This is a genomic window from Novosphingobium taihuense (assembly GCF_007830315.1).
In the GTDB taxonomy this organism is placed as follows: Bacteria; Pseudomonadota; Alphaproteobacteria; order Sphingomonadales; family Sphingomonadaceae; genus Novosphingobium; species Novosphingobium taihuense.
In genome coordinates this window covers 162368-186782 of the sequence record NZ_VLKJ01000006.1, presented here as the reverse complement: position 1 = coordinate 186782, position 24415 = coordinate 162368, and the positions used below count along the sequence as shown (strand labels likewise).

The window sequence follows — 24415 nt, the reverse complement described above, 5'->3', positions numbered from 1 at the left end:
ATTGCGAGCAGGGCTTGGCGCACCCAAAGCGCAAATTCGTTGGCATTTGCGCGAAGTGCCCCTAACTCGGGGCGCATGATGGCTCCTTCGATTGCACCCGATACTATTTCGCTCATCGGCAACACGCCGCTCGTCCTGCTGAAAGGGCCGAGCGAGGCGGCAGGGGCCGAGATCTACGGCAAGTGCGAGTTTGCCAATCCCGGCGCATCGGTGAAGGACCGCGCGGCGCTGTGGATCGTGCGCGATGCCGAGGAGCGGGGCGTGCTGAAGCCCGGCGGGACGATCGTGGAAGGCACGGCGGGCAATACCGGCATCGGCCTTGCGCTGGTCGCCAATGCGCGTGGCTACAAGTCGGTCATCGTCATGCCCGAAACGCAATCGCGCGAGAAGATGGACACGCTGCGCGCGCTGCGGGCTGAGCTGGTGCTGGTGCCGGCCGCGCCGTTCTCGAACCCGGGGCACTTCGTCCATACCTCACGCCGGATTGCCGAGGAGACAGAAGGTGCGGTCTGGGCCAACCAGTTCGACAACATCGCCAATCGCCGCGCCCATATCGAAAGCACTGCGCCCGAGATCTGGGAGCAGATGGAGCGCCGCATCGATGGCTTTACTTGCGCTGCAGGCACTGGCGGGACGATTGCGGGCACGGGGCTGGGGCTAAAGGCCTTTGACGAGAACGTGACCATTGCGCTGACCGACCCGCACGGCGCGGCGCTCTATAATTATTACGCCAATGGCGAGTTGAAGGCGGAGGGGTCTTCGGTAGCCGAGGGCATCGGGCAGGGACGCATCACCGCCAATCTGGAAGGTGCGCCGATCGACACGCAGTTCCGCATCTCGGACGAGGAAGGGCTCTACTGGGTCGAGCGGCTGCTGGCGGACGAAGGCCTGTGCCTTGGCCTGTCTAGCGGGATCAACGTGGCAGGCGCGGTGGCGTTGGCCAAGCAGTTGGGCAAGGGCAGCCGCGTGGCGACGATCCTGTGCGATACGGGCTTCCGCTACCTCTCGTCGCTCTACAATCCAGAGTGGCTCAGGGCCAAGAATCTGCCGGTGTTCCCTTGGCTGGAGCAATAGGCTAGACTGCCACGATGGCAATGTTCGGCTTCCCCGCTGCACGACCGGCTCCCCCTCCGACCGAGGCGGAAATGGCTGCTGCGAGCGCGCTGGCCCACGTGCCGCCGACGACGCGGGAATTGCGGGCTCAGGCTGTGCACCGGCTGCAGGTCGGACTATTCGGTCTTGCCGGGATGCTCCTGCTTGTCAGCCTTGCCAACGTCATCATGGACCGGGCGAAGTACATTGATGCGAGCGCGGTCAACACGGCTGCCCCTGCCGCGCAGGCGAGCGAGACTTCGGCCAAGGACCCTCTCGCCGATATGGGCGTGGCCCCGCAACTGCCGGTGACCGCCAAGGAAAAGCCGACGGTCTCGATTTCGCCGGCTCCTCCGCCCGCAGCCCCGCCCACGGTGAATGCGCCAGAGAACTGATCGGCGATGGGCCGCCGTTTTCTGATCCTCTTGCTGATCGCTGTCGTTGCCTCGGCTACGCTGTGGGCGATGGTTGGACGAAGCAAGCCCGACGAACGGTCGTTGGGCCTCTTTACCAGCCTGCCGATCGTCTGGAATGAGGCTGGCGATCTCAAGGGCCTGGTTGATGGGCCGCAGCAGGCTCACTGGGCCAGAGCCGTGCTGGAGCGGCATGGGCATCTGGTCCCGCTCGATACGCTGTTGCATATTTCCCGCATCGAAGCGCTGGTCATCGCGCAACCCCGACCGCTCATGCCCGAAGAGAACGTCGCGCTCGACACCTGGGTGCGGCAGGGCGGGCATTTGCTGATGTTTGCCGACCCGATGCTGACGCAGGAAAGTGCCTTTGCCCTTGGAGACCGTCGCAGGCCGCAGGACGTGGCGCTGGTGTCACCGATCCTTGGGCGATGGGGACTGGAACTGCAATTCGATGAGCACCAGCCTGCAGGTTTGCGGGAAAGCGCGGGCGAGCACGTTCCGGTGAACCTTGCTGGTGCCTTCCGACCGAGAACTGGTGGGATAGACTCCCGCTGTTCCATCACGCCGGACGGCCTCATCGCCCGGTGCGAGGTCGGGAAAGGGCGGGCCGTCCTCGTGGCAGATGCTGCGGTGCTTGAAGCATCCGATAGCCCGCAGTCGCGCGAATCCGCGCTTTCCGACCTGCTCGGCGAAACATTTGCCGACTGAACTCCCGCTTCGGTGCGGGAAAACACGGGTCAGATCCGGGCGGGGCTATCCCTGCGCTGGACAAGTCTTGGATTCTCGAGGATTCTGTTGCCGCGAATTGAGGCAAGTTATGGTTACCATCACGGTAAGGTGCGGAAAAAATGCTACGGAATCATAACTAGTCCGCATTTTCCCGCATTTTCCCCTTTTCGCCCGCCCGGTCCCGCGTTAGTAATGTGTCTATCGGGACGAGTTTCCATTCGCATCCGCGGGGGATGAGTCGGCTTTGCGCGATGGTGCAGGGCCGAGCGAAGGAGCGCGCGTCCACGAGCGGGGTGTCCAGGCGTGACGGGAGGGCCGGTAAATCTGGTGGGACAGGGCTTTTCGCCGCGTGGCGAAAAGGGCCGCTTCGTCCTGCCTGCCGACTTCCGCTCCGATATCTACACTGCCTCGGCCAATCAGCGCATCCTCTGCCTCGACAAGCATCCCCGTCTGCCCTGTCTGACCGGATTCGGCCTGTCCCGCCTTGCCGACTTCGCAGCGGAGATCGACCGCGAGGAAGAGAAGAAGTTGCGCCTCGGCCTCGATTTTGACCGCGATGCTGCCGAAGGTCAGGTCTACGGCTTCTACCGCGCCAGCTTCGACGAAAGCGGCCGGTTCGTCCTGCCCGATTATCTGTCAGAATTGGGGAAGGTGGAGGATGGCCTCTACTTCCACGGGGGTGGTCGCCAGATCACCATCTGGAATCCGAGCATCTTGTTCGAGCAGGGCGAGGCATGGGCCGGTGCACAAGCTGGTTGCCGTGCCAAGATGGCCGAAGCTGCAAAGGGGAAGCGCAAGTGAACGCTGTTCCTGCCAAGGCCCCGCACATTCCCGTGCTGCTCGAAGAGGTGGTCGACGCGCTCGATCCAAAGCCGGGCGATCTTATTGTCGACGCGACGTTCGGTGCCGGCGGCTACACTCGCCGGTTGCTGGAATCGGGCGCGACGGTCCATGCGTTCGATCGTGATCCCGATGCTATCGCCGCGGGAAAGCTCTGGGGAGAAACCTGTGGAAAAGATCCACGGCTGGTCCTCCACGCACGCCGCTTTTCCGAACTCGCCGAGGGACTTGCAGAAGCCGGAATTGCGGGCGTTCAGGGCGTCGTGTTCGACATCGGAGTGAGCTCAATGCAGCTTGATCAGCCGGGGCGCGGATTTGCCTTCTCGTCAGACGGTCCGTTAGACATGCGAATGTCACAGGACGGTCCAAGTGCGGCGGATTTCCTGAATGAAGCAGACGAGGGGGATATAGCGGACGTTCTCTACCGCTATGGCGAAGAACGCCAGTCGCGCCGGATTGCCCGCGCCATCGTCGCTGCCCGCCCGCTGACCACGACCGGACAATTCGCCAACGTCGTGCGCAAGGCGCTCGGCTATCGCCCGGACATCAAGGGCCCCAAGGCGCAGAAGGACCCGGCGACGCGCAGCTTCCAGGCGGTACGCATCCACGTGAACGGCGAACTGGACGAACTGATCGCTGGCCTTGCCGCTGCGGAGAAAGTGCTCGTGCCCGGCGGCCGGATTGCGGTGGTGAGCTTCCACAGCCTTGAGGACCGCATCGTCAAGCAGTTCCTCCGCGAGGCGGCAGGGGCCGTGCCTGCAGGTTCGCGCCATCTGCCGCAGGTGACTTCCCGCGTGGAACCTGTCTTCGCCAAGCCTTCGTCCGCGATCCGCCCGACGCCCGAGGAAGAGGAGCGCAACCCGCGCGCCCGCTCTGCCACGTTGCGCTGGGCCGAACGGACCACGGCGCCGGCGCGCAGCGGTGCAGGGAGGGCTGCGGCATGATCACGACGGCAAGCCGCCTGCGCTCGATCGGGTGGCTGGTTTTGCTCGGCCTGTGCCTGGCGCTGGTCATGGTGCTGGCGTTCCGCGTCAACGCGCTGCGCAGCCAGATCCATCATGCCGAAGCGCGTATCGTCGCGCTGAAGCAGGAGAAAATGTATCTCGAGACCGAATTCGAGACCCGCTCCAACCAGCAGCAACTCAAGACCTGGAACGACGTCGAGTTCGGCTACACCGCGCCGAATGCCAGCCAGTACCTCGAAGGCGAACGCCAACTTGCCGAACTGAGCCTGCCATCACGACCCGATGCGCCTGCGCCGATCCGCGTGGCCAGTGTGGATGACAGCGTGATCGCATCGGCAGCGTTTCCCGCGATGGTCTCTCCGCTGACTGGCAAGGTTCTGGCAAGCAACGATCGCAAGGTTGTCGCAGTCTCTGACGAGGATGACTCCCGCGACGATCGTCCCTCCCGCAAGGTGGCGCATGACGAGGCGGTCGAGACACTGAAGGACCGGCTGGGCAAAGTGGTCGATGCTCGGCCGCGTGGACCCGTGCGCAAGGAAACCGCGTCGGACAAGGAGCGCCCAGCGAAGAAGGTCGAGGCCAAGGTTTCCAAGACTGCCAAGGAAAAGCCTGCAGTCGCCAAAGCGGACAAGGCCAAGCCCAAGGCCAAGGCTGTCGCAACTGCGGATAAGTCGGCCCCGAAGAAGGACAAGTCGCCTGCGGCCCCTCGCGCCGCAAAGGGCAAGGAGGCTAAGGCAGCCCGGTGAACGCACTCACCGCCTCCGCCGCCATCGCCTCGGGCCGCGTCAAGCTGGCCAATGTTCGACAGCGCTCGCTGGTTGAGGCCAAGGTGCGCGCGTTGGTGGTAGCAGGCTTCATCCTGTTCTTCGGCTTTGCCGCGCTTGCCCGCATTGCCCAGCTGGGCTTCTTCGAGGGCGCGCCCGAGCGGCGCTCGTTGGCCGAGGCGCTTCTGCCCCCGCGCGGCGAGATCACGGATCGCAATGGCGTTCCGCTGGCCCGTGCGTTTCCGTCCTACGCTCTGTGGTACAATCCGAAAGCGTTCGGCGAGAACGGATCGCCACTGGTCAAATCGCCCGAGGAAGTGGCCAGGGCGCTACTCACGATCTTTCCCGACGCGGACTACAACGATCTCCTTCGCCGGTTGAAGTCCGACAAGCCGAGCTACCTTCGCCAGCGGGTCATGCCCGAAGAGGCGAACCGCATATTTGCGCTGGGCGAGCCCGCTCTTGAATTCCCGCGCGAGAACCAGCGCTACTATCCGCAGGGATCGCTGGGAGCGCACGTTTTGGGCTATGTCGACAGCGAAGGCCACGGCCACGTTGGAATGGAGCAGGTGCTTGAGAAGCAGCTCCTTGATCCGGCGCAGCGCGGCCAGCCGGTAGCACTGTCGATCGACATGCGGGCGCAAGGCGCGCTTGAGGACGAACTCGGACGCGGCATGCTGGAAACCGAGGCCAAGGGCGCCGCTGGTGTGATCCTCGACGTGGATACCGGCGAAGTCATCGCGCTTGCCTCCCTGCCATCCTTCAACCCGAACCGCTCCGACAAGGCGCTGAACAACCTTGTGTTCAACAAGGTCACCAACCAGGTCTACGAACTGGGCTCCACGTTCAAGCCGCTCTCGATTGCCGCCGCGATCGATGCTGGCGTGGTGACCGATCTTTCGGTGCGCTATCCCTCCGATCGGCCGCTCGAAATCGGCGGGTTCCGCATTCGTGACAGCCACAGCTTCGGGGCATCGCTGAACGTGCCCGAGGCGCTGATTCATTCCTCGAACATCGTTACCGCGCAAGTGGCCGACAAGCTTGGCGGACCTGCGCTCAAGAAGACGATGGCGGCTCTCGGCATGAACGAGCGGCCCTACATCGAACTGCCCGCGCGCGGCTTCCCGCTCTGGCCGCGCGGGCACGAGAAGACCGGCGAGTGGGCCCGGATCACAACCATGACGGTCAGCTACGGCCACGGCATCGCTGTCACCCCGTTGCACCTCGCCGCCGCCTATGCAGCTATGGTCAACGGCGGCATCTGGCGGCCCGCAACCCTGTTCAAGCGTGAGCCGACACAGATCCCAGAGGGCCGCCGGGTGTACAAGGCTTCGACCAGCGCGCGCATGCGCCAGCTGCTGCGGATGATTGTGGTCGATGGCACTGGCAAGACCGCCAATGCCGCAGGCTTCCGGGTTGGCGGCAAGACAGGCTCGGCGGAGAAGCCAGGTGGAAAGGGCGGCTACAACCGCACCTCGCTCGTCGCGACCTTTGCCGCCGCGTTCCCGATGGACAAGCCGCGCTACGTGGTGATTGCCATGCTCGACGAACCCAAGGGCACAGCGGCCACCTCCTATCAGCGCACTGCTGCATGGAACGCCGCGCCGATCGTGGGGCGCGTGGTGCCTCGCATCGGACCGTTCCTTGGTGTCGTGCCAGACGATACGCGCGACATCGACATTTCAGATCTTTCGCCGCTCGTCGGCAACGGAGAAGGTGAATGAAGCTCGGCGCGATCCTCGATGCGGCGGGCTTCGCGGTCGAGAACGGCGATGCCAACGTCACAGGTTTTGCCATCGACCATCGCAAGGTGGCGCCCGGCACGGTGTTTGGCGCATTTCCCGGTACGCGATTCAACGGCGAGGACTTCATTGCCGATGCGGTGAAGGCGGGGGCCGTCGCGGTCGTTGCACGGCCTCAGGCAACAGTCGAGGGCGCGGTTCACATTGCCGACGAAGAGCCGCGCCGTGCCTTTGCCGCGCTGGCTGCACGTTTCTTCCAGCCTGTGCCCGAAACGGTTGTCGCCGTCACCGGGACGAACGGCAAGACCTCGACCGTCGAAATGACGCGGCAGATCTGGCGGATGGCCGGATATTCTGCGGCTTCCATCGGCACGCTTGGCGTGACCACGGCAGACGAAAGTGTCTCGACCGGCCTCACCACGCCGGACATAGTGACATTCCTTTCGAACATGACCGGTCTTGCTCGTGAAGGCGTGACGCACGTCGCCTATGAAGCGTCCAGCCACGGCCTCTCGCAGTACCGCAACGAAGGCCTGCGCGTCGTTGCCGGAGCCTTCACCAACCTCAGCCGCGACCATCTCGATTATCATGCGACGATGGACGACTATTTCGCGGCGAAGATGCGCCTGTTCGACCATGTCGTGGAAGAGAGCGGCACGGCCGTCGTCTGGATGGACGACGAATGGTCTGAACGGGCGGTAGAGCACGTCCGCCGGCGGGGTCTGCGGCTGCTCGGTGTGGGCGAGCAGGGGACCGAGATCCGCCTGCTAGCCCGTACGCCCACGCAACTCGGGCAGACGCTCGAGATCGAATTCGAAGGCAAGACCCGCAAGATTAACCTGCCTTTGATCGGCGCCTATCAGGCTGCCAATGCGCTGGTCTCGGCAGGGCTGGCGATGGCCGCAGGGACTGATGCTGACAAGGTATTCGATGCTCTCGGTCGACTGCAACCGGTTCGCGGTCGGCTTGAGCGGGCGGCGATCAATCGCGCAGGTGCGCCGGTCTACGTCGACTATGCGCATACGCCCGATGCCATCGAAGCGGCAATTGCGGCGCTGCGGCCCCATACCAAGGGCAGGCTGATCACAGTGTTTGGCGCAGGTGGTGACCGCGATGGCGGCAAGCGCCCGGAAATGGGGCGCGCGGCTTGTGCAGGCTCTGATCTGGTAATTGTCACGGATGACAATGCGCGCGGCGAGGACCCGGCGGAAATCCGCGCGGCTGTAATGGCTGGATGTGATGACAAGGCGCGCGAGATCGGGGATCGCCGCGCCGCGATTGCCGCCGCTATTGCCGAGGCCGGGCGCGACGACATCGTCCTTGTTGCAGGAAAGGGGCACGAGCAGGGGCAGATCGTGGGCAGGGGAGATGCCACGCGCGTCCTGCCGTTCGATGACGTACAGGTCGCAAGGGAGTGCACCACATGACCGCCCATCCCGCTCTGATTTCATGGCCCGAGGACCCGTCAGATGCGGCGGGCCTTGCGCTTTGGACAAGCGAGGAGATCGCGCGCGCAACCGGCGGCAGGGCGAGCGGGACGTTTGCCGTATCCGGCGTCGAGATCGACAGTCGCGAGGTGGTCGACGGGGACCTGTTCTTCGCGCTCAAGGGCGAAGCCTCAGATGGGCATCGCTACCTCGAGGGCGCTTTCGGTCGGGGGGCGGCCGGCGCGGTGGTGGAGCACGGCTGCTTCGGCTCCCACGTCCTCGTTCAGAACACTTCAACTGCCCTCGAGGATCTGGGAAAAGCCGCGCGAAATCGCGTAGATGCGGGCATCATCGGAGTGACCGGCTCAGCTGGCAAGACCGGGGTCAAGGAAGCGCTCTATGCCGCGCTCGACCGGGCGAGCAGGGGGCGTGCGCACAGGTCGGTCAAGAGTTACAACAACCACGTCGGCGTTCCGCTGAGCCTTGCGCGCATGCCCGCACGCACCAGCTTCGGCGTGTTCGAGATGGGCATGAACCACGCGGGAGAGCTGGCGGCGCTGACGCAACTGGTGCGCCCGCACGTGGCGATCGTGACCACCATCGCGCCCGCCCATATCGGCCATTTCTCGGGTGAGGAGGCGATTGCCGACGCCAAGGCGGAGATCTTCGAAGGGCTCGAACACGGCGGCGTGGCGATCATTCCGCATGACAATGGCCATTACGAGCGTTTGCATGCCAAGGCGGTCCAGTACGCGGAACGTGTGGTAAGCTTTGGCCGTCATGGTGATGCCAGCGTCCGTCTGATTGATGCAGTACCAGCCTCCGGTGGCGGCACATTGGTGACGGCGGACCTCGGCGGACGTAAGGTATGCTACACCATCTCGCAGCCGGGCGAGCACTGGGTGACCAATTCGCTGGCAATCATGGCTGCTGTCGAAGCCATTGGCGGCGATTTGGGCGCGGCAGGGCTTGCGTTGGCCGAGATGGAAGGCCTTGCCGGGCGAGGCGCTCGGCACGAAATCGCTGCGACCGGCGGCGACGATTCGGGCAAGGCGCTGCTGATCGACGAAAGCTACAACGCCAACCCGGCCTCGATGGCAGTCACGCTGCGTCAGCTGGGCGCTACGCCTGCCACGCGCCGCGTTGCCATTCTGGGCGCGATGAGGGAGCTGGGCGAGGCCGAGGCGCGCTATCACGGTGAACTGGCTGGCCCCATCTCCGAGGGCAAGGTCGACAGGCTGGTGCTGGTCGGAGCCGAAATGGCGCCACTGGCCGACGTGCTGGGGAAAAACGGCTCGTCCTCGCTTGCCGGTCAGATCGATGTAACGCATGTGCAGACGGCTTCGGAAGCGGCGGAATGCCTGGCTGCCGATGGCGTACGCGGGGGTGATGCCATCCTCGTGAAAGGGTCGAATTCGGTGGGACTTGGCGCGATCGTGCGCTCGCTTACCGCCAAGGAACGGTGAATGCTCTACCAGCTGGCCGAGTGGCTGCACTTCGAGGGATTCAGCAACCTCATCCGCTATCAGACGTTCCGCGCCGGGGCGACGCTGCTGACCGCGCTGCTGATCGGCCTTATCATAGGCCCGCGCTTCATCAACATGCTGCGCGTGCGCCAGGGCAAGGGCCAGCCGATCCGCGAGGACGGTCCGCAATCGCACCTGGCCAAGCGCGGCACGCCGACTATGGGCGGACTGATGATCGTCACGGCACTGACGCTGTCGCTCCTGCTGTGGATGGACGTAACCAGCCGCCTTGTCTGGGCCTGCGTCGTGGTTACGCTGGGCTTCGGCCTGATCGGCTTCCTTGACGATTACGACAAGGTTACCAAGTACGCGCACAAGGGCGTGCCGGCAAAGGTGCGCCTTGCCGGTGAGTTCGTAGTCGCAGCCCTCGCTGCTTGGCTGGCGGTCGGCGAGACCAACCTCTACGTTCCGGTATTCAGCAATCTCTACATCCCGCTTGGTCCGTTTTATTACTTGTTCGCGATCTTCGTGATCGTGGGGGCGGGCAATGCGGTGAACCTGACTGACGGGCTCGACGGTCTGGCGATCATGCCGGTGATCATTGCAGCTGGCACCTTTGCAATCATCGCCTATCTTGCGGGCCGCGTGGACTATTCGTCCTACCTCGGCATTCCACACGTGAAGGGAGCAGGCGAGCTTGCCATCTTCTGCGCGGCGATGATGGGGGCAGGGCTTGCCTTCCTGTGGTTCAACGCACCTCCTGCCGCCGTGTTCATGGGCGATACCGGCAGCCTTGCCCTTGGCGGTGCCTTGGGCGTGATCGCGGTGGCCGCGCATCACGAGATCGTGCTTGCCATCGTCGGTGGCTTGTTCGTGATGGAGGCCGTATCGGTGATCGTGCAGGTCGCCGTCTACAAGCGCACCGGCAAGCGCGTGTTCCGCATGGCGCCGATCCATCACCACTTCGAACAGCTCGGCTGGAAGGAATCGACTGTCGTGATCCGCTTCTGGATCGTGTCGATCGTGCTCGCGCTGATCGGCCTTGCCACGCTGAAGGTGCGATGATCGTCTCGCCCGCCTTTTCCGGCAAGCGCTTTGCCGTGCTCGGCTTGGCCCGTTCGGGGCAGGCGAGCGTCGAAGCACTGCTGGCAGGCGGGGCCGAAGTCACCGTGTGGGACAGCCGCGAGGAGCCGCGCGCAGCCTACGAAGGCCGCTGCACCATCGCCGATCCGTTGGCGATAGACCTGACAGGGTTTGCAGGTGTGGTCGTCAGCCCGGGCGTGCCTCTTAACCGCCATCCAATTGCTGCCCATGCTGCTTCGTTCGGCGTGCCGGTCATCGGCGACATCGAACTCTTCGCGCAGGCCCGCGCCGATCTGCCCGCCCATCGCGTCGTCGGCATCACCGGTACCAACGGCAAGTCGACCACGACAATGCTGGTTCATCACATCTGCAAGGCTGCAGGCCTCGAGGCGCGGCTCGGCGGCAATATCGGGTTGCCGGTACTCGGACAGGAGCCTTTGCCGGAAGGCGGGGTCTATGTTCTGGAGCTTTCGAGCTATCAGATCGACCTGACGCAGAGCCTTGATTGCGACGTTGCGGCGCTGATCAACCTCAGCCCGGATCACCTCGATCGATACGACGGCTTTTCCGGATATGCCGCCGCAAAGGCACGGTTGTTTGAGATGCAGTCTGCGCAGCACCACGCGGTGTTCGGGTGCGGTGACGAACATACACTGAAGATCGCGCGCGAAGCTTCGGCCACGCATGACGCGGGTTTCGTTCACGTGGTTCAGCCCGATATACTCGAAGGACAACTCGCCTGGCCATCGCTGCAAGGGCCGCACAACCTGCAAAACGCGGCGATTGCAGTGGAGATCGCGCGCCAGCTTGGCATTGGCGAAGATGTGTGGCGCCCGGCGCTCGCCAGTTTCGTAGGCCTGCCTCACCGCATGGAGCGGGTAGCTGAGGCGGGCGGCGTCCTCTTCGTCAACGACAGCAAGGCGACCAATCCGGCATCGACTGCCCCTGCGCTTGGCGCCTATCCGCGCATCCACTGGATCCTCGGCGGCCTGCCCAAGAGCGACAATCTCGACGAGTGCGCGCCCTACTTCGACCATGTCGTTGCGGCTTATACCATCGGCGAGGCAGGGCCGATGTTCGCCGACATTCTCGAACCTGTCATGCCCGTCAACCGCAGCGAGATGATGTGCGATGCGGTGCGGCAGGCGATGGAAGCGGCGCAGCCCGGTGATGTCGTGATGCTCTCCCCCGCCTGCGCCAGCTTTGACCAGTTCCGCGATTTCGAGGCGCGGGGCGACAGCTTCCGCCAGATTGTTGAGGCGCTGATCGAGGATCGTGAGGCTCCCTGCCCACCGGGGAAGGGGTCATGAGCACGACGCCGACCCCAACGCGCCTTGTGACGACGACGATGCCCGATGGCGGCGTTCGCGTGGTTGGCCACGGCGCTCGCTTCCGCCGCAGCCGCCGCAGCGAACTGCTGATCTGGTGGCGCGAAATCGACCGCGTGCTGCTGACGCTGATCCTGTCGCTGGTGACGATTGGCTGCATTGCCGTGGCAGCGGCTTCGCCGGCTTCCGCCCATCGTCTTTCGACCAGCAGCAAGTCGTTGGGTGATCTCTACTTCTTCTGGATTCACCTGCGCTGGGTCGCGGTCGGTCTGGTGGCGATGTTCTTCGCCTCGGTCCTGCCCAAGGAGGCGGCGCGGCGTGGGGCGATCCTGTTGGCGGGAGCAATGGTCGTTGCTCTGGTGCTCGTTCCGCTGGTCGGCAGCGAGGTGAAGGGAGCCAAGCGCTGGCTGTGGATCGGCTTCAGCCTGCAGCCATCGGAATTCCTCAAGCCGGGCTTTGCGATTGCGCTGGCGTGGATACTTTCGTGGCGCGTGCGCGATCCGAACATTCCTGTCATCCCGATCACGGTGGCGATCATGGGCCTTGTTGGCGTGCTGCTGATGGCCCAGCCAGACTTCGGCTCGACCATGCTGTTCGGTGGCGTCTGGTTCGTGCTGGCGCTGCTTTCGGGCCTCTCGATCAACAAGATCCTCTACTCGATGGGCGGGCTCGTCCTCGTGGTTATCGCCGCGTATTTCTTCTATCCCAACGCCACACACCGTATCGACAACTTCATCTCGGGCGGCAGCGAGTTCGACCAGGTCGACCTTGCCATGCGGACCCTGATGAACGGCGGCTGGAGCGGGACCGGCTTGTGGCTCGGCAGTCGCAAGAACGCGCTGCCCGAAGCGCACACCGACTACATCTTTTCGGTGGTCGGTGAGGAATTCGGGCTGATTGCCTGTGCCGTGATCGTCACGATCTATTGCGCGATCGCGTTGCGCGTGCTGATGCGACTGCTTGATGAGGACGATCTGTTCACCATCCTTGCGGCAGCCGGGCTGACCGCACAGCTGGTAGGGCAGGCGTTCATCAACATCCTTGTGAACCTGCAACTTTTCCCTTCGAAAGGCATGACCTTGCCGCTGATCAGCTACGGCGGATCGTCCACCATTGCGTTGCTCATGGGTGTCGGGCTGCTGCTCGCGATCACGCGGCGCAACCCCTACCTTTCGCGCGAGAAGTTCGACGTTACGGAACTGGTGCGCAGATGAGTGGCGCTTCACGGCATTACGTGCTCGCGGCAGGCGGCACGGGTGGACATCTCATTCCAGCCTTTGCGCTGGCGGTGGAACTGGAACGGCGCGGCCATCACGTCGCGTTGGTGACGGACGAGCGTGGCGCCAAGATCCCCGGCAAGCCGGATTTCATGCCCGCGCATGTGCTCCCGGCCGGGCGGCTTGCGAAGAACCCGGTTGCGTTGCTCAAGGGCTTGCGCGCAATCTGGCAGGGCCGCGCGATGGCGCTGCGCCTGTTCGAAAGCTTCGAGCCATCCTGCGTGATCGGCTTCGGCGGCTATCCTGCGTTGCCTGCGTTGCTGGCCGCGCATTCGGCCAAGATCCCGACGGTGATCCATGAGCAGAACGCTGTGCTGGGGAGGGTGAACCGCTTCCTTGCGAGCCGCGTCGATGCGATCGCCACCGCCTATGGCGAGGTTGACCGCCTTGATCCCAAGCTGTGGGGCAAGGTCCATCGCGTGGGCAATCCGGTGCGTCCGGACGTATTGGCGCTGCGTGGTGAGCCGTTCCCCGAGTTCACCGAGGACAGCCTGTTTCGCGTGCTGGTGACGGGTGGCAGCCAAGGCGCTTCGATCCTGTCCGAAGTCGTGCCCGACGGTCTTGCCATGCTCCCGCCTGCGCTGCGTCATCGACTGCAGGTGACCCAGCAGTGCCGCCCCGAAGACTTGGAAGCCGTCCGCGCCCGCTATGCCGCTCACGAGATTCCGGCCGAACTGGGCACGTACTTTGAAGACATGCAGGCGCGCCTTGCGGGCACGCACTTGTTCATCGGTCGTGCCGGGGCATCGACAATTGCCGAACTGACCGCAGTCGGCCGTCCCGCGATCCTCGTCCCGCTGCCCATCGCTACCGACGATCATCAGGCCGCCAACACGCGCGAAATGGTCGCTGCGGGTGGAGCACGCGCAATCCGGCAGACCGGCTTCACTCCCAAGGAACTGGCGAAACAAATTCAGGCTATGGCCCAGCACCCGCATACACTAGCCAATGCCGCGCACGCCGCGTGGAATTGTGGCCTGCCCAACGCCGTCAGTGATCTTGCTGATCTGGTCGAAAGCTTTGGCGGCGAGTCGATCATGGACGTTATCCGCGTCGACACGCGTAGCCCAGCACCATCTGCGCAGGGACAACTGGCATGAAGGGCGTCGGTACCGAGATCGGGACGATCCACTTCGTTGGCATCGGCGGCATCGGCATGTCCGGCATTGCCGAGGTCATGCACAACATGGGCTACTCGGTGCAGGGCTCGGACATTGCGGAGAGCTATGTCGTCGAGGGTCTGCGGTCGCGCGGCATCAAGGTGATGATCGGGCAGAAGACCGAGAACGTCGACGGCGTGGCAGTGGTCGTCACGTCGACGGCCGTGAAGCGAGACAATCCGGAAGTCGTCGCGGCACTTGAGAACCGCATCCCCGTGGTGCGCCGCGCCGAGATGCTGGCCGAACTGATGCGGCTAAAGAGCACGGTCGCGGTTGCTGGCACGCATGGCAAGACGACGACGACTTCGATGGTCGCCTGCCTGCTCGACGCGGGCGGGATTGATCCGACTGTCATCAACGGCGGTATCATCAATTCCTACGGCTCAAACGCCCGTCTGGGTGACAGCGAGTGGATGGTGGTCGAGGCCGATGAGAGCGACGGCTCGTTCCTGCGGCTGGACGGAACGCTGGCAGTCGTCACCAACATCGACCCCGAACACCTTGATCACTATGGCAGCTTCGACAAGGTCAAGTCGGCCTTTGTCGAGTTTATCGAGAACGTGCCGTTCTATGGCGCGGCGATGCTGTGCATCGATCACCCTGAAGTTCAGGCGATCATCCCCAAGGTGCGCGATCGCCGCGTAGTGACCTATGGGTTCTCTGCGCAGGCCGATGTTCGGGGCGAGAACGTCACACCGATCCCGGGAGGCAACCGCTTCACCGCCGTGTTGCGGCAACGTGATGGCTCCTTCCGCCGCATCGAGGGCATCGAACTGCCCATGCCGGGCCGCCACAATGTCCAGAATGCACTCGCTGCCGTCGCGGTCGCCGTGGAAATGGGCGTATCCGAAGACCTGATCCGCACCGGCTTCGGGAAGTTCGGCGGGGTCAAGCGTCGCTTCACCAAGGTTGGCGAAGTCAATGGCGTGACGGTGATCGACGACTACGGCCACCACCCGGTCGAAATCCGCGCCGTGCTTGCTGCAGCGCGTGAGGGAGTGCAGGGCAGGGTCATCGCGGTGGTACAGCCGCACCGCTTCACCCGTTTGCGCGATCACATGGAAGATTTCCAGGGCGCGTTCAATGATGCCGACGTGGTCTATGCCGCGCCGGTCTATCCCGCTGGCGAGCAGCCTATCGAGGGCGTGGACAGTGCTGCGATGGTCGAAGGCATCAAGGCGCGCGGGCATCGCTCGGCGCATCTGACGGCCGGGCCGGACGCGCTCGCCAAGGAACTTGCCGCCACGGTGCAGCCGGGTGACATGGTTGTCTGCCTCGGCGCGGGCGACATCACCAAGTGGGCGGCGGGCCTTGCCGATGCGATTGCGCGTGAAAGGGGGCAGGGGTGACCACGCTCACGCTGCCATCGGTTCGCGGCAAGCTGACGCCCAATGCACCGCTTGCGCCGCTGGTCTGGTTCAAGTCGGGCGGAACGGCCGATTGGCTGTTCGAGCCAAGGGACGTTGCCGATCTGCAGGATTTCCTTGCCGGCCTCGCGCCGGCCGTGCCGGTCATGGCACTTGGGCTCGGCTCCAACCTGATCGTTCGCGATGGCGGGGTGCCGGGCGTGGTCATCCGCCTCGGCAAGGCCTTTGCCAAGGTTGAGAAAATCGACGAAGTTACGCTGAACTGCGGCGGCGGGGCGAGCGGGATTCTCGTGTCCTCCACCGCGCGCGACAATGGCATCGCGGGCCTCGAATTCCTGCGCTCGATCCCCGGCACGGTTGGCGGCTTCGTCCGCATGAACGGCGGGGCCTATGGCCGTGAAGTGAAGGACGTGCTGATCGACTGCGACGTGGTGATCCGCTCGGGCGAGATCGCAACGCTGCCCTTGAGCGAACTCGGCTACACCTATCGCCATTCCGACCTGACCGATGGCTCCATCGTTGTCGCTGCGCGGTTCCGAGGTCATCCCGGCGAGCCCGACGCCATTCAGGCCGAGATGGACCGTATCAGCGCTGCCCGTGAAGCTTCGCAACCGCTGCGCTCGAAGACCGGCGGCTCCACCTTCAAGAACCCCGAAAGTGGCAAGGCATGGGAACTGGTCGACAAGGCCGGATGCCGCGGGCTGTCGCTCGGCGGCGCGCAGGTCAGCGAGAAGCACACCAACTTCCTGATCAACACCGGTGAAGCGACCAGCGCCGAGATCGAGGCGCTTGGCGAGGAAGTGCGCAAGCGCGTGAAGGACATGTCGGGCGTCGAGCTCGAATGGGAAATCAAGAGGATTGGCAGACCGTGACGCTTTCTAAACTCCACGTCGCGGTGCTGATGGGCGGCTGGTCGAGCGAGCGGCCTGTGTCGCTGATGTCAGGCGAGGGCGTGGCCAAGGCGCTTGAAGCCAAGGGCCATCAGGTAACTCGCATCGACATGGATCGTCAGGTGGCTCTGCGTCTGGCCGAGGCCAAGCCCGATGTCGTGTTCAACGCGCTCCACGGCACACCCGGAGAGGACGGTTCGATCCAGGGCCTGATGGATATCATGGGCCTGACCTATACCCATTCCGGCCTCGCCACCTCGGTCATCGCGATCGACAAGGAACTGACCAAGCAGGCGCTGGTGCCGCATGGCATTCCGATGCCCGGTGGGCGCATCGTGCGCACGGAAGAGCTGTACAAGGGCGATCCCTTGCCACGCCCCTATGTGCTCAAGCCGGTTAACGAGGGCTCCTCGGTCGGCGTCGCCATCGTCACGGCGGACGGCAACTATGGCAATCCGATCAGCGCCGAGAGCAAAGGGCCCTGGCAGGAATTCGACGAGCTTCTGGCCGAACCCTTCATCCGTGGCCGCGAACTGACCACGGCGGTCATCGGCGACCGTGCGCTGCTTGTCACCGAACTGCGGCCGAAGTCCGGCTTCTACGATTTCGATGCCAAGTACACCGATGGCATGACCGACCATATCTGCCCTGCCCAGATCCCCGAAGAGATCACCGAGGCTTGCAAGCAGATCGCGCTGCGTTCGCACCAGTTGCTCGGTTGCAAGGGCACCAGCCGTTCGGACTTCCGCTGGGACGATGAGCAGGGCGTCGAAGGTCTGTTCCTGCTAGAAGTGAACACGCAGCCGGGCATGACCCCGCTCAGCCTCGTGCCTGAACAGGCCAAGGCGATGGGCATGGGTTATCCCGATCTGGTCGAGGCAATCATCGCCGAGGCCATCAAGGACGCCAAAGCTGACGGAAGGAAGGCCTGAACCATGGCGCAGACGATCAAGCGTGGCGGAAAGGGCGTGCGGCGGGCAGCGGCTGCGCGCACGACGCAGCGCAAGGTCCAGTCAGCGCGCCAGCAGACCGGCTCAATGCTCGACACTGTCATGCATTGGCTTCCGTTCAGCGAAGAGACTCTCCACCGGATCGTGATGACGGTGATCCTAGCCGTGGCCGTCGCCCTGGTCTGGACCGTCGCGGTCATGGCCGGGATTCCGGCGCTGGCTTCGGAACAGGCGGCACTGATCGCCTCGGACGCAGGCTTCAAGGTAAGCCACCTCGAAGTGCGCGGCGTCAACCGCATGAACGAGCAGCGGATCTATGAGCGCGTGCTCGGCCAGAACGACCGGGCAATGACCACGCTCGATCTTGCCGCCTTGCGCGACGAGCTGAACCAATTGCCTTGGGTCAAGGACGCCCGCGTCTCGCGCAAGTTGCCTGATACGCTGGTCATCGACATCGTCGAGCGTAGCCCTCACGCGGTGCTGCGCAAGCCCGACCGACTGGTCCTGATCGACGATACAGGCACCGAACTGGAGACGGTCAAGCCCGACAAAGCCAAGGGAATGCTGGTACTCTCCGGCCTCGGCGTCGGCCAGCGGGTCGAAGACCTGACGCGCTTGCTCGATGCCGCCCCCGCGCTGAAGCCGCAGGTCGCCGAGGCTGAATGGGTCGGAAATCGCCGCTGGAATCTGACCTTCAAGACGAAGCAGGTTCTTGCCCTACCTGAAGGCGACGAGAAGTCGGCCGGTGCATTGCTGAGCTTTGCGCGGATGGACGGCGTCAACCGCCTCCTCGGCGGCAAGGTCGCGGCGTTCGATATGCGCGCGCCAGACCGCATCTATATGCGCGTACCCGGTCATGCTGAAGAAGTCGCCGCCCAGAAGCGCGCTGCCGAGCAGGCCAAGTCTGAAGCCAAGCGTCTTGCCGCCGCCGCCAAGAGCGACGAGGGCTGATCCGGCACAATGGCAACGCCCCGCATCACCAAGGTCTTTGCTGCCGTCAATATCGGCTCGTTCCGCGTGTCCGCGATGATCGCGGGGCTCTCGGAAACGGGCGAAATGGTCGTGCTGGGGTCAGGCCATCGCGCCGCGCAGGGCATCAAGCGCGGCTATGTGACCGACATGCAGGCCGCCACGCATTCGGTCCGCGATGCTATCGAGCGCGCAGAGAAGATGGCCAATGTCGATATCCAGAAGGTCTGGATCGGCTGCTCGGGGGCCGGCCTTGCCAGCACAACGGCACGGGTCGAGGTCGAAGTGGGCGGTCGGCGGATCGAGCAGGACGATATCGAGCATCTGCTGGTAGCAGGGCGCGAGGTTATCCAGCCCGACGGCCGCACCGTGCTTCACGCCCAGCCTGCACACTATACGCTCGATGGCGCTCACGGCGTGCCGAACCCCAAGGGTCTCCACGCCGAGCGCCTTGCCGTCGACATCCACGTCATGCTCGCCGACGGCGCGCCGGTGCGCAATATCCGCGAGGCGGTGCAAAACGCGCATCTCGATGTCGAGGCCGTCGTCGGCTCCCCTGTCGCCGCAGGACATGCCTGCCTGACGCCCGAGGAGCGCGAGCTTGGCGTTGCGCTGGTGGAATTTGGCGCTGAGGTCACCACCGTGTCTGTGTATGCGGCCGGCATGTTACTCGGGATGCAGGTGATCCAGTACGGGTCAGGCGACATTACCGATGCCATCGCTTCGGCTTTCGGTATCCGCCGCTATCAGGCAGAACGGCTCAAATGCATGTCCGGCTCGGCCATCGCCAGCCCCGCCGATCACCGCGAGATGATCCCGGTCAACGCGCCCGGCGATCCCGAAGGCGGCCCCGTTGCGCGCCATGCTGACGACAAGAACCGCATTCCGCGTGCTGAGCTGATCTCGGTCATCACCCAGCAACTCGGCTTCTTCACCGAGGAAGTCGGCAAGGCGCTCAAGGCGATGGGCTTCGTCGGACAGACGGGCCAGCAGGTCGTCCTCACCGGTGGCGGCGCTCAGTTGCCGGGGCTTGCGGACTATGCGCAGGCCGCACTCGGACGCCCCGTCCGCATCGGCTCGCCGCCGACCATGCTTGGTCTTCCGCCGGGACATGCGACGCCAAGTTCCTCGACACTGGTCGGACTCGTGCTCTTTGCTGCGGCCGATCCGGTCGACATTCGCGCGATCGGGCCGGCCTTCGCGCCGAGCGGATCCTACAAGGGCATGAACCTGCTGATTCGCCTCTGGCGCGCAGTAAAGGATTACTTCTGAAATGGAATTTCGGCCGAACCGGTCCGAAGTCGACGAATTGCGGCCTTTGACGCCCATGCAACCTGTGGAAAAGGCAAAACCGCCTTTGATTCGGCTGGCTGCGTTGTGCAACAGGTTAATGTGAAGTTTTACAAACTCGCTGAACGCGCATGTCTGCCATCAGTGAGGCCAATGACCCGATTGGGAGACCGACTATGAGCATCAACATCGGACCGCCGGCTATCGACGAACTTCGTCCCCGGATCACGGTGATCGGGGTTGGTGGTGCAGGCGGCAATGCCATCGCCAACATGATCAATGCTCAGATTGAGGGCGTAGAGTTCATCGTCGTCAACACTGACGCGCAGGCGTTGAACAACTCGATCGCGGAAAACCGCATTCAGCTCGGCCCCGACATTACACAAGGCCTGGGTGCTGGTGCCCGCCCTGAAGTGGGTCGTGCTGCCGCGGAAGAAACCATCGAGGAACTCGAACGCGCTCTCGAAGGCGTGCACATGGTGTTCATCGCCGCTGGCATGGGTGGCGGTACCGGTACTGGTGCGGCTCCCGTCATCGCGGAGGCAGCACGCCGCAAGGGCGTGCTGACCGTGGGTGTGGTGACCAAGCCATTCCTGTTCGAAGGCACGCGCCGCATGCGCTCTGCCGAAAGCGGGATCGAGGAGCTGCAGAAGCACGTTGATACGCTGATCGTCATCCCGAACCAGAACCTGTTCCTTGTGGCCAAGGCAGAGACGACCTTCAAGGAAGCGTTCCAGCTGGCCGATGAAGTGCTTCAGCAGGGCGTTCGCTCGATCACCGACCTCATGGTCATGCCGGGCCTGATCAACCTCGACTTTGCCGACGTCCGCTCGGTCATGGGCGAGATGGGCAAGGCGATGATGGGTACGGGTGAGGGCGAAGGTCCGAACCGCGCACTCGAAGCGGCCGAACGCGCCATTGCCAACCCGCTGCTCGATGGCGTTTCGATGCAGGGCGCCAAGGGCGTGATCATCTCGATCATCGGCGGCGATGACATGAAGCTGCTCGAAGTCGACGAAGCGGCTAACCACATCCGCGAACTGGTCGACCCGAACGCCAACATCATCTGGGGTTCGGCGTTCAACCCGGACCTTGATGGCAAGATTCGCGTCTCGGTGGTCGCCACCGGCATCGAACAGAGCCAGGAACAGGCCGAAATCGCCTCGCGCCCGGTTTCGATCCCGAATACATCGCGTGGCCCCGCCGTTCCAACCGCAGCACCTGCCGCGCCGGTCTACACTCCGCCTCCGGCCGAGCCCGCTCAGCCTGCTTGGTCGCCTGCGGCTGAGCAGGTGCAGCCCGCTGCGCCAGCGGCAGAGCCTGAACCTGAGCCGTTCGATCTGACCCTCGATCTTTCCGAGGCGCAGGAAGAGACCGATTCAGGCGAACTGTCGCTGGGCGGTATGGAAGCGCCAGTTGAACCGGCCCCCCAGGCTGCTCCGGAACCGGAGCCTGCTCCGGCCATGCCACGCCTTGGCCGTGCACCGGAGGCTGAGCCTGCCAAGCCTTCGGGCGGCAGCACGCTGTTCGAACGCATGGCCAATCTTTCGCGCGGCAATCGCGGCGGGGACGATGATGGCGACGACGATGGGAGTGCGCTCAACATTCCGCGCTTCCTCGGTCGTCAGAACAACCAGTAAAATGGGATGAGCGGTGGCACCTGTTGCCGCCGCTTCATCTTCGGATCGGTATAGAGCGCGGCAGGATGATCAACCGCTTCCCCATCGCGCGTTTTCTCGGCACCGGCAGCATGCGCCTGACGGTTGCCCTCTTGCTGGCAACGGCCTCGGCTCCGGTTCTCGCGCAGGCATCGGGCAAGGGCGACGACGATCCTGACGGTCCGGTCTCGGTTTCACGCCCGGTTGTTCAGTCGACCGCCCAAAGCCCCACGCGTGATCTCAACGCCGCGCTTGCGCGTCTTGCTGCCGATCCGCGCAATGTCTCGGCCCTGTTCGACGCAGCTGACGCCGCGCTGAAGTTGGGCGACAGCGATGCCGCTATCGGTTTTCTGGCAAGGGCGGACGAGGTCCAGCCCGGCAATGGCCGGACCAAGGCGCTGCTCGGCAAGGCGCAACTCGTCGCTGAAAATCCGGTCTCGGCGATCAGTTCGTTCGACGAGGCCGAGCGAGCGGGTGCCGACACCTTCGCCATGGCGGCTGACCGAGCGCTGGCCTACGATCTTGTGGGTGACAACGGTCGTGCCCAGCGCTGGTATCAGGTGGCGCTCAGCCGTGGTGCCAACGACGAGATCACGCGTCGCTATGCGATGAGCCTTGCCATCGCGGGTGACCGTCGCGGCGCTGAGGCCTTGCTCGCACCCTTGATCGAGAAGCAGGACCGCGCGGCGTGGCGCACCCGCACATTTGCCATGGCCGTCACCGGCGGGTCGGACGAGGCGGTGGCCATCGCCTATGCGTCGATGCCACAGGACCTCGCCGCCGGAATCGCCCCGTACCTGCGCTATATGCCGCGCCTCACACCTTCGCAGCAGGCAGCCGCGGCCAATTTCGGCCGTTTCCCGCGCGCCGCAGACATTGGTCGGGACGATCCGCGTGTCGTGCAATATGCCGCGCTCAATCCCCGCGCACCCCGCATGGCCGAAGCTGGCCTGATCCCGAGTGGTGCCCCGCTTGGGCCGTCTTCGGCTTCGACAGACAAGCCGAGCCGCGAGAAGCGGCGGCGTCCAGGCAGGGGCGAGACCACCGCAGTTGCAACGGCGAGCGCTCGTCCGGTCACGGCAACCGTGGCACCCGCGCCCGTTCCTTCGCAGACCTACACAAGCGCGTCGCCGCTTCCGTCAGCAACCACACCCGCCGTGCCACGTCCGACCGTGCTCTCGGCCCTCGACGTGCCACCGGGTTCGGCGCGACCTGCGGTGCCACCAATCCGTGCGACGCAACCGGCTGCAAGCCGCCCGGTCTCCACGCCCACGCCGACCACCACGATTGCGCCATCAGCGTCCACAGCTGCCAGACCCGGATTTCAGCAGGATCTTACGGCACCACCGGCTGAAACACGGACGATCGCTCTGGGGCAAGTGGCAGCAGCAACCACGGTTCCGCCAAGAGCTGCAACGCCTCCGCCCCAGACAGTTACCCAGCCTCAGCCATCGCAGACTGCATCTGCCCCTCAGCGTTCGACGCTCGGCACCGCAGGCAGCTTCGATCTGGCCAAGGTCGGATCGACCGGCACGCCGCAGAATGCCCCGGGAACTGTACCGCCACCGGTTGCGATGGCTGCCCCAGCTCCGCTAGCTGTCACGCAGACGGCAGCAAGCGCGCCAACACCGCCCGCAACGACGGCTCCGACCCCGCCCGCAATCACGCCACCGGTACAAACGGCCGCCGCCGCGTCACCGCCGCCGCCGCGCGATCTGGCTTCTCTGTTCAAATCTTTCGCCCCGCCCGAGGAAGAGCGCAGCGCGCAGGTCGCTGCGGTCGACATCACGCGGATCGCGCCCAAGCCGACGGCGAAGGCCACCAAGGCGGACGCACGCGGCGAGCGACCCGATGGGCCGACAGACGTGTCTCGCATCCCCGCCAAGGAGCCCGAGAAGCCGTCTGCTAAGGAAGCGGTCAAGCTCGGGAAGGATGGCAAGCCGATCAAGGATCCCAAGGCTGCGGCAAAGGATGCCAAGACCAAGAAGGCCGCGCCCAGCCACCCCAGCCGCATCTGGGTCCAGGTCCTGACCGGCGGCAACAAGGACGTGATGGACAACGAGTGGCGCCGCCTGGTGAAGGAAGCGCCCGAAGTCCTGCGTGGCCGCAAGCCCTATCTTTCGCCTTGGCGCAGCAACTTCCGCCTCCTCACCGGACCCTTCGAAAGCGAAGCCGAAGCGCAGGAATTCGTCACGAGGCTCAAGAAAAGCGGCGTCTCCAGCTACCAGTGGACCAGTCCTGCAGGCCAGGCGGTGGATACGCTTTCGCTCAAATAGCCCTGCTTGGCAGGAACATGTGCGGACCGGGCTGTTCACTCCTTGTCCACAGCTTTCCCACAAGGTTGTCGAGTTTTGCCCAACCGCCTGTTAACCCGCGATTGTCGGGTGGGGGTGTGAACCGCCATTGACGAGATGAGCAGCAGTCAGGGCAGATCGCCCTGCCGGGCCGACCAGCCGAGGAGGCCCGATCACGTGTTCAGGGGACGTACCATGCGGACCGGCCATGACGACAACGAGCGCGAAGAGGCAGCGCCTGTCGACATGATCGCCTCGTTGTTCGAGGCGCGCGGCTGGCCGTGCGAATTCGTCTCGGACGATGAGGTGACTGGCGAAATCCAGGGTTCGTGGGCGAACTATCAGCTCCGTGCAATCTGGCGGATCGAGGACCATGTCCTGCAGATTCTGTGCCTGCCCGATATTCGCATTCCCGACGACAAGAAGCTTGCGGTCTACGAGCTGATGGCGTTGATCAACGAGCAGGTCTGGATCGGTCACTTCGACATCTGGTCGAACGGCTCGGTCCTGCTCTATCGCCACGGACTGATGCTGGGCGACGAAGGTCTTTTGTCGATCAGCCAGGCGCAGGCCGCAATCGAGGCCGCCGTGGACGAGTGCGATCGGTTCTACCCCGCGTTCCAGTTCATCCTGTGGGGTGACAAGAGCCCGGCCGATGCCCTTGCCAGCGCGATGGTGGACGCAGCCGGAGAAGCCTGAACCGTTTGGCGT

At 64.3% G+C, this 24415-nt stretch carries 21 protein-coding genes; all 21 read left to right on the top strand.

Features of this window, described 5'->3' with window-relative positions; all coding sequences use genetic code 11:
* Positions 1-75 precede the first annotated feature (75 nt).
* Positions 76-1074 (top strand): cysteine synthase A, encoded by a 999-nt coding sequence (locus IQ25_RS13515; RefSeq protein WP_144906676.1) that lies wholly within the window; start codon positions 76-78, stop codon positions 1072-1074.
* Between the two features lie 14 nt (positions 1075-1088).
* Positions 1089-1487, top strand: coding sequence for a hypothetical protein (locus IQ25_RS13510; RefSeq protein WP_144906674.1), 399 nt, complete (start codon positions 1089-1091; stop codon positions 1485-1487).
* A 6-nt stretch (positions 1488-1493) separates the two neighbouring features.
* Positions 1494-2213 (top strand): motility-associated ABC transporter substrate-binding family protein, encoded by a 720-nt coding sequence (locus IQ25_RS13505; RefSeq protein ID WP_144906672.1) that lies wholly within the window; start codon positions 1494-1496, stop codon positions 2211-2213.
* A 324-nt stretch (positions 2214-2537) separates the two neighbouring features.
* The gene (locus tag IQ25_RS13500; RefSeq protein ID WP_144906670.1) at positions 2538-3035 is read left to right on the top strand and encodes a division/cell wall cluster transcriptional repressor MraZ; all 498 of its coding nucleotides are present in this window, start codon (positions 2538-2540) and stop codon (positions 3033-3035) included.
* The gene (gene rsmH, locus IQ25_RS13495; protein WP_144906667.1) at positions 3032-4018 is read left to right on the top strand and encodes a 16S rRNA (cytosine(1402)-N(4))-methyltransferase RsmH; all 987 of its coding nucleotides are present in this window, start codon (positions 3032-3034) and stop codon (positions 4016-4018) included. The genes IQ25_RS13500 and rsmH overlap by 4 nt, the downstream gene beginning before the upstream one ends.
* Positions 4015-4785, top strand: a complete 771-nt coding sequence (locus IQ25_RS13490; protein WP_144906665.1) for a hypothetical protein — start codon at positions 4015-4017, stop codon at positions 4783-4785. Before rsmH ends, IQ25_RS13490 begins: the two co-directional genes overlap by 4 nt.
* Positions 4782-6527 (top strand): peptidoglycan D,D-transpeptidase FtsI family protein, encoded by a 1746-nt coding sequence (locus IQ25_RS13485; RefSeq protein ID WP_144906663.1) that lies wholly within the window; start codon positions 4782-4784, stop codon positions 6525-6527. Before IQ25_RS13490 ends, IQ25_RS13485 begins: the two co-directional genes overlap by 4 nt.
* On the top strand, positions 6524-7972 hold the full coding sequence (locus tag IQ25_RS13480; RefSeq protein ID WP_144906661.1) for a UDP-N-acetylmuramoyl-L-alanyl-D-glutamate--2,6-diaminopimelate ligase: 1449 nt from the start codon (positions 6524-6526) through the stop codon (positions 7970-7972). The genes IQ25_RS13485 and IQ25_RS13480 overlap by 4 nt, the downstream gene beginning before the upstream one ends.
* The gene (locus IQ25_RS13475; protein WP_144906659.1) at positions 7969-9438 is read left to right on the top strand and encodes a UDP-N-acetylmuramoyl-tripeptide--D-alanyl-D-alanine ligase; all 1470 of its coding nucleotides are present in this window, start codon (positions 7969-7971) and stop codon (positions 9436-9438) included. The genes IQ25_RS13480 and IQ25_RS13475 overlap by 4 nt, the downstream gene beginning before the upstream one ends.
* Complete coding sequence (gene mraY / locus IQ25_RS13470) at positions 9439-10503, top strand: phospho-N-acetylmuramoyl-pentapeptide-transferase (RefSeq protein ID WP_144906657.1); 1065 nt, start codon at positions 9439-9441, stop codon at positions 10501-10503.
* Positions 10500-11831 (top strand): UDP-N-acetylmuramoyl-L-alanine--D-glutamate ligase, encoded by a 1332-nt coding sequence (murD, locus tag IQ25_RS13465; protein ID WP_144906656.1) that lies wholly within the window; start codon positions 10500-10502, stop codon positions 11829-11831. Before mraY ends, murD begins: the two co-directional genes overlap by 4 nt.
* Positions 11832-11869: 38 nt before the next feature.
* Complete coding sequence (locus IQ25_RS13460; RefSeq protein ID WP_144906882.1) at positions 11870-13063, top strand: FtsW/RodA/SpoVE family cell cycle protein; 1194 nt, start codon at positions 11870-11872, stop codon at positions 13061-13063.
* The gene (gene murG, locus IQ25_RS13455) at positions 13060-14226 is read left to right on the top strand and encodes an undecaprenyldiphospho-muramoylpentapeptide beta-N-acetylglucosaminyltransferase (protein ID WP_144906654.1); all 1167 of its coding nucleotides are present in this window, start codon (positions 13060-13062) and stop codon (positions 14224-14226) included. Before IQ25_RS13460 ends, murG begins: the two co-directional genes overlap by 4 nt.
* Positions 14223-15635, top strand: coding sequence for a UDP-N-acetylmuramate--L-alanine ligase (gene murC / locus IQ25_RS13450; protein WP_144906652.1), 1413 nt, complete (start codon positions 14223-14225; stop codon positions 15633-15635). Before murG ends, murC begins: the two co-directional genes overlap by 4 nt.
* Positions 15632-16525: a UDP-N-acetylmuramate dehydrogenase gene (gene murB / locus IQ25_RS13445; protein WP_258537034.1), complete on the top strand. Its 894-nt coding sequence runs from the start codon at positions 15632-15634 to the stop codon at positions 16523-16525. Before murC ends, murB begins: the two co-directional genes overlap by 4 nt.
* On the top strand, positions 16522-17475 hold the full coding sequence (locus IQ25_RS13440) for a D-alanine--D-alanine ligase (protein WP_144906650.1): 954 nt from the start codon (positions 16522-16524) through the stop codon (positions 17473-17475). Before murB ends, IQ25_RS13440 begins: the two co-directional genes overlap by 4 nt.
* A gap of 3 nt (positions 17476-17478) precedes the next feature.
* Positions 17479-18444 (top strand): cell division protein FtsQ/DivIB, encoded by a 966-nt coding sequence (locus tag IQ25_RS13435; protein ID WP_144906648.1) that lies wholly within the window; start codon positions 17479-17481, stop codon positions 18442-18444.
* A 9-nt stretch (positions 18445-18453) separates the two neighbouring features.
* On the top strand, positions 18454-19734 hold the full coding sequence (gene ftsA, locus IQ25_RS13430; RefSeq protein ID WP_144906646.1) for a cell division protein FtsA: 1281 nt from the start codon (positions 18454-18456) through the stop codon (positions 19732-19734).
* A 194-nt stretch (positions 19735-19928) separates the two neighbouring features.
* Positions 19929-21392: a cell division protein FtsZ gene (gene ftsZ / locus IQ25_RS13425; RefSeq protein ID WP_144906645.1), complete on the top strand. Its 1464-nt coding sequence runs from the start codon at positions 19929-19931 to the stop codon at positions 21390-21392.
* Positions 21393-21457: 65 nt separating this feature from the next.
* The gene (locus IQ25_RS13420) at positions 21458-23686 is read left to right on the top strand and encodes an SPOR domain-containing protein (protein ID WP_144906643.1); all 2229 of its coding nucleotides are present in this window, start codon (positions 21458-21460) and stop codon (positions 23684-23686) included.
* A 213-nt stretch (positions 23687-23899) separates the two neighbouring features.
* Positions 23900-24403, top strand: a complete 504-nt coding sequence (locus IQ25_RS13415) for a type III secretion system chaperone family protein (protein WP_144906879.1) — start codon at positions 23900-23902, stop codon at positions 24401-24403.
* The last annotated feature ends 12 nt before the right edge of the window (positions 24404-24415 follow it).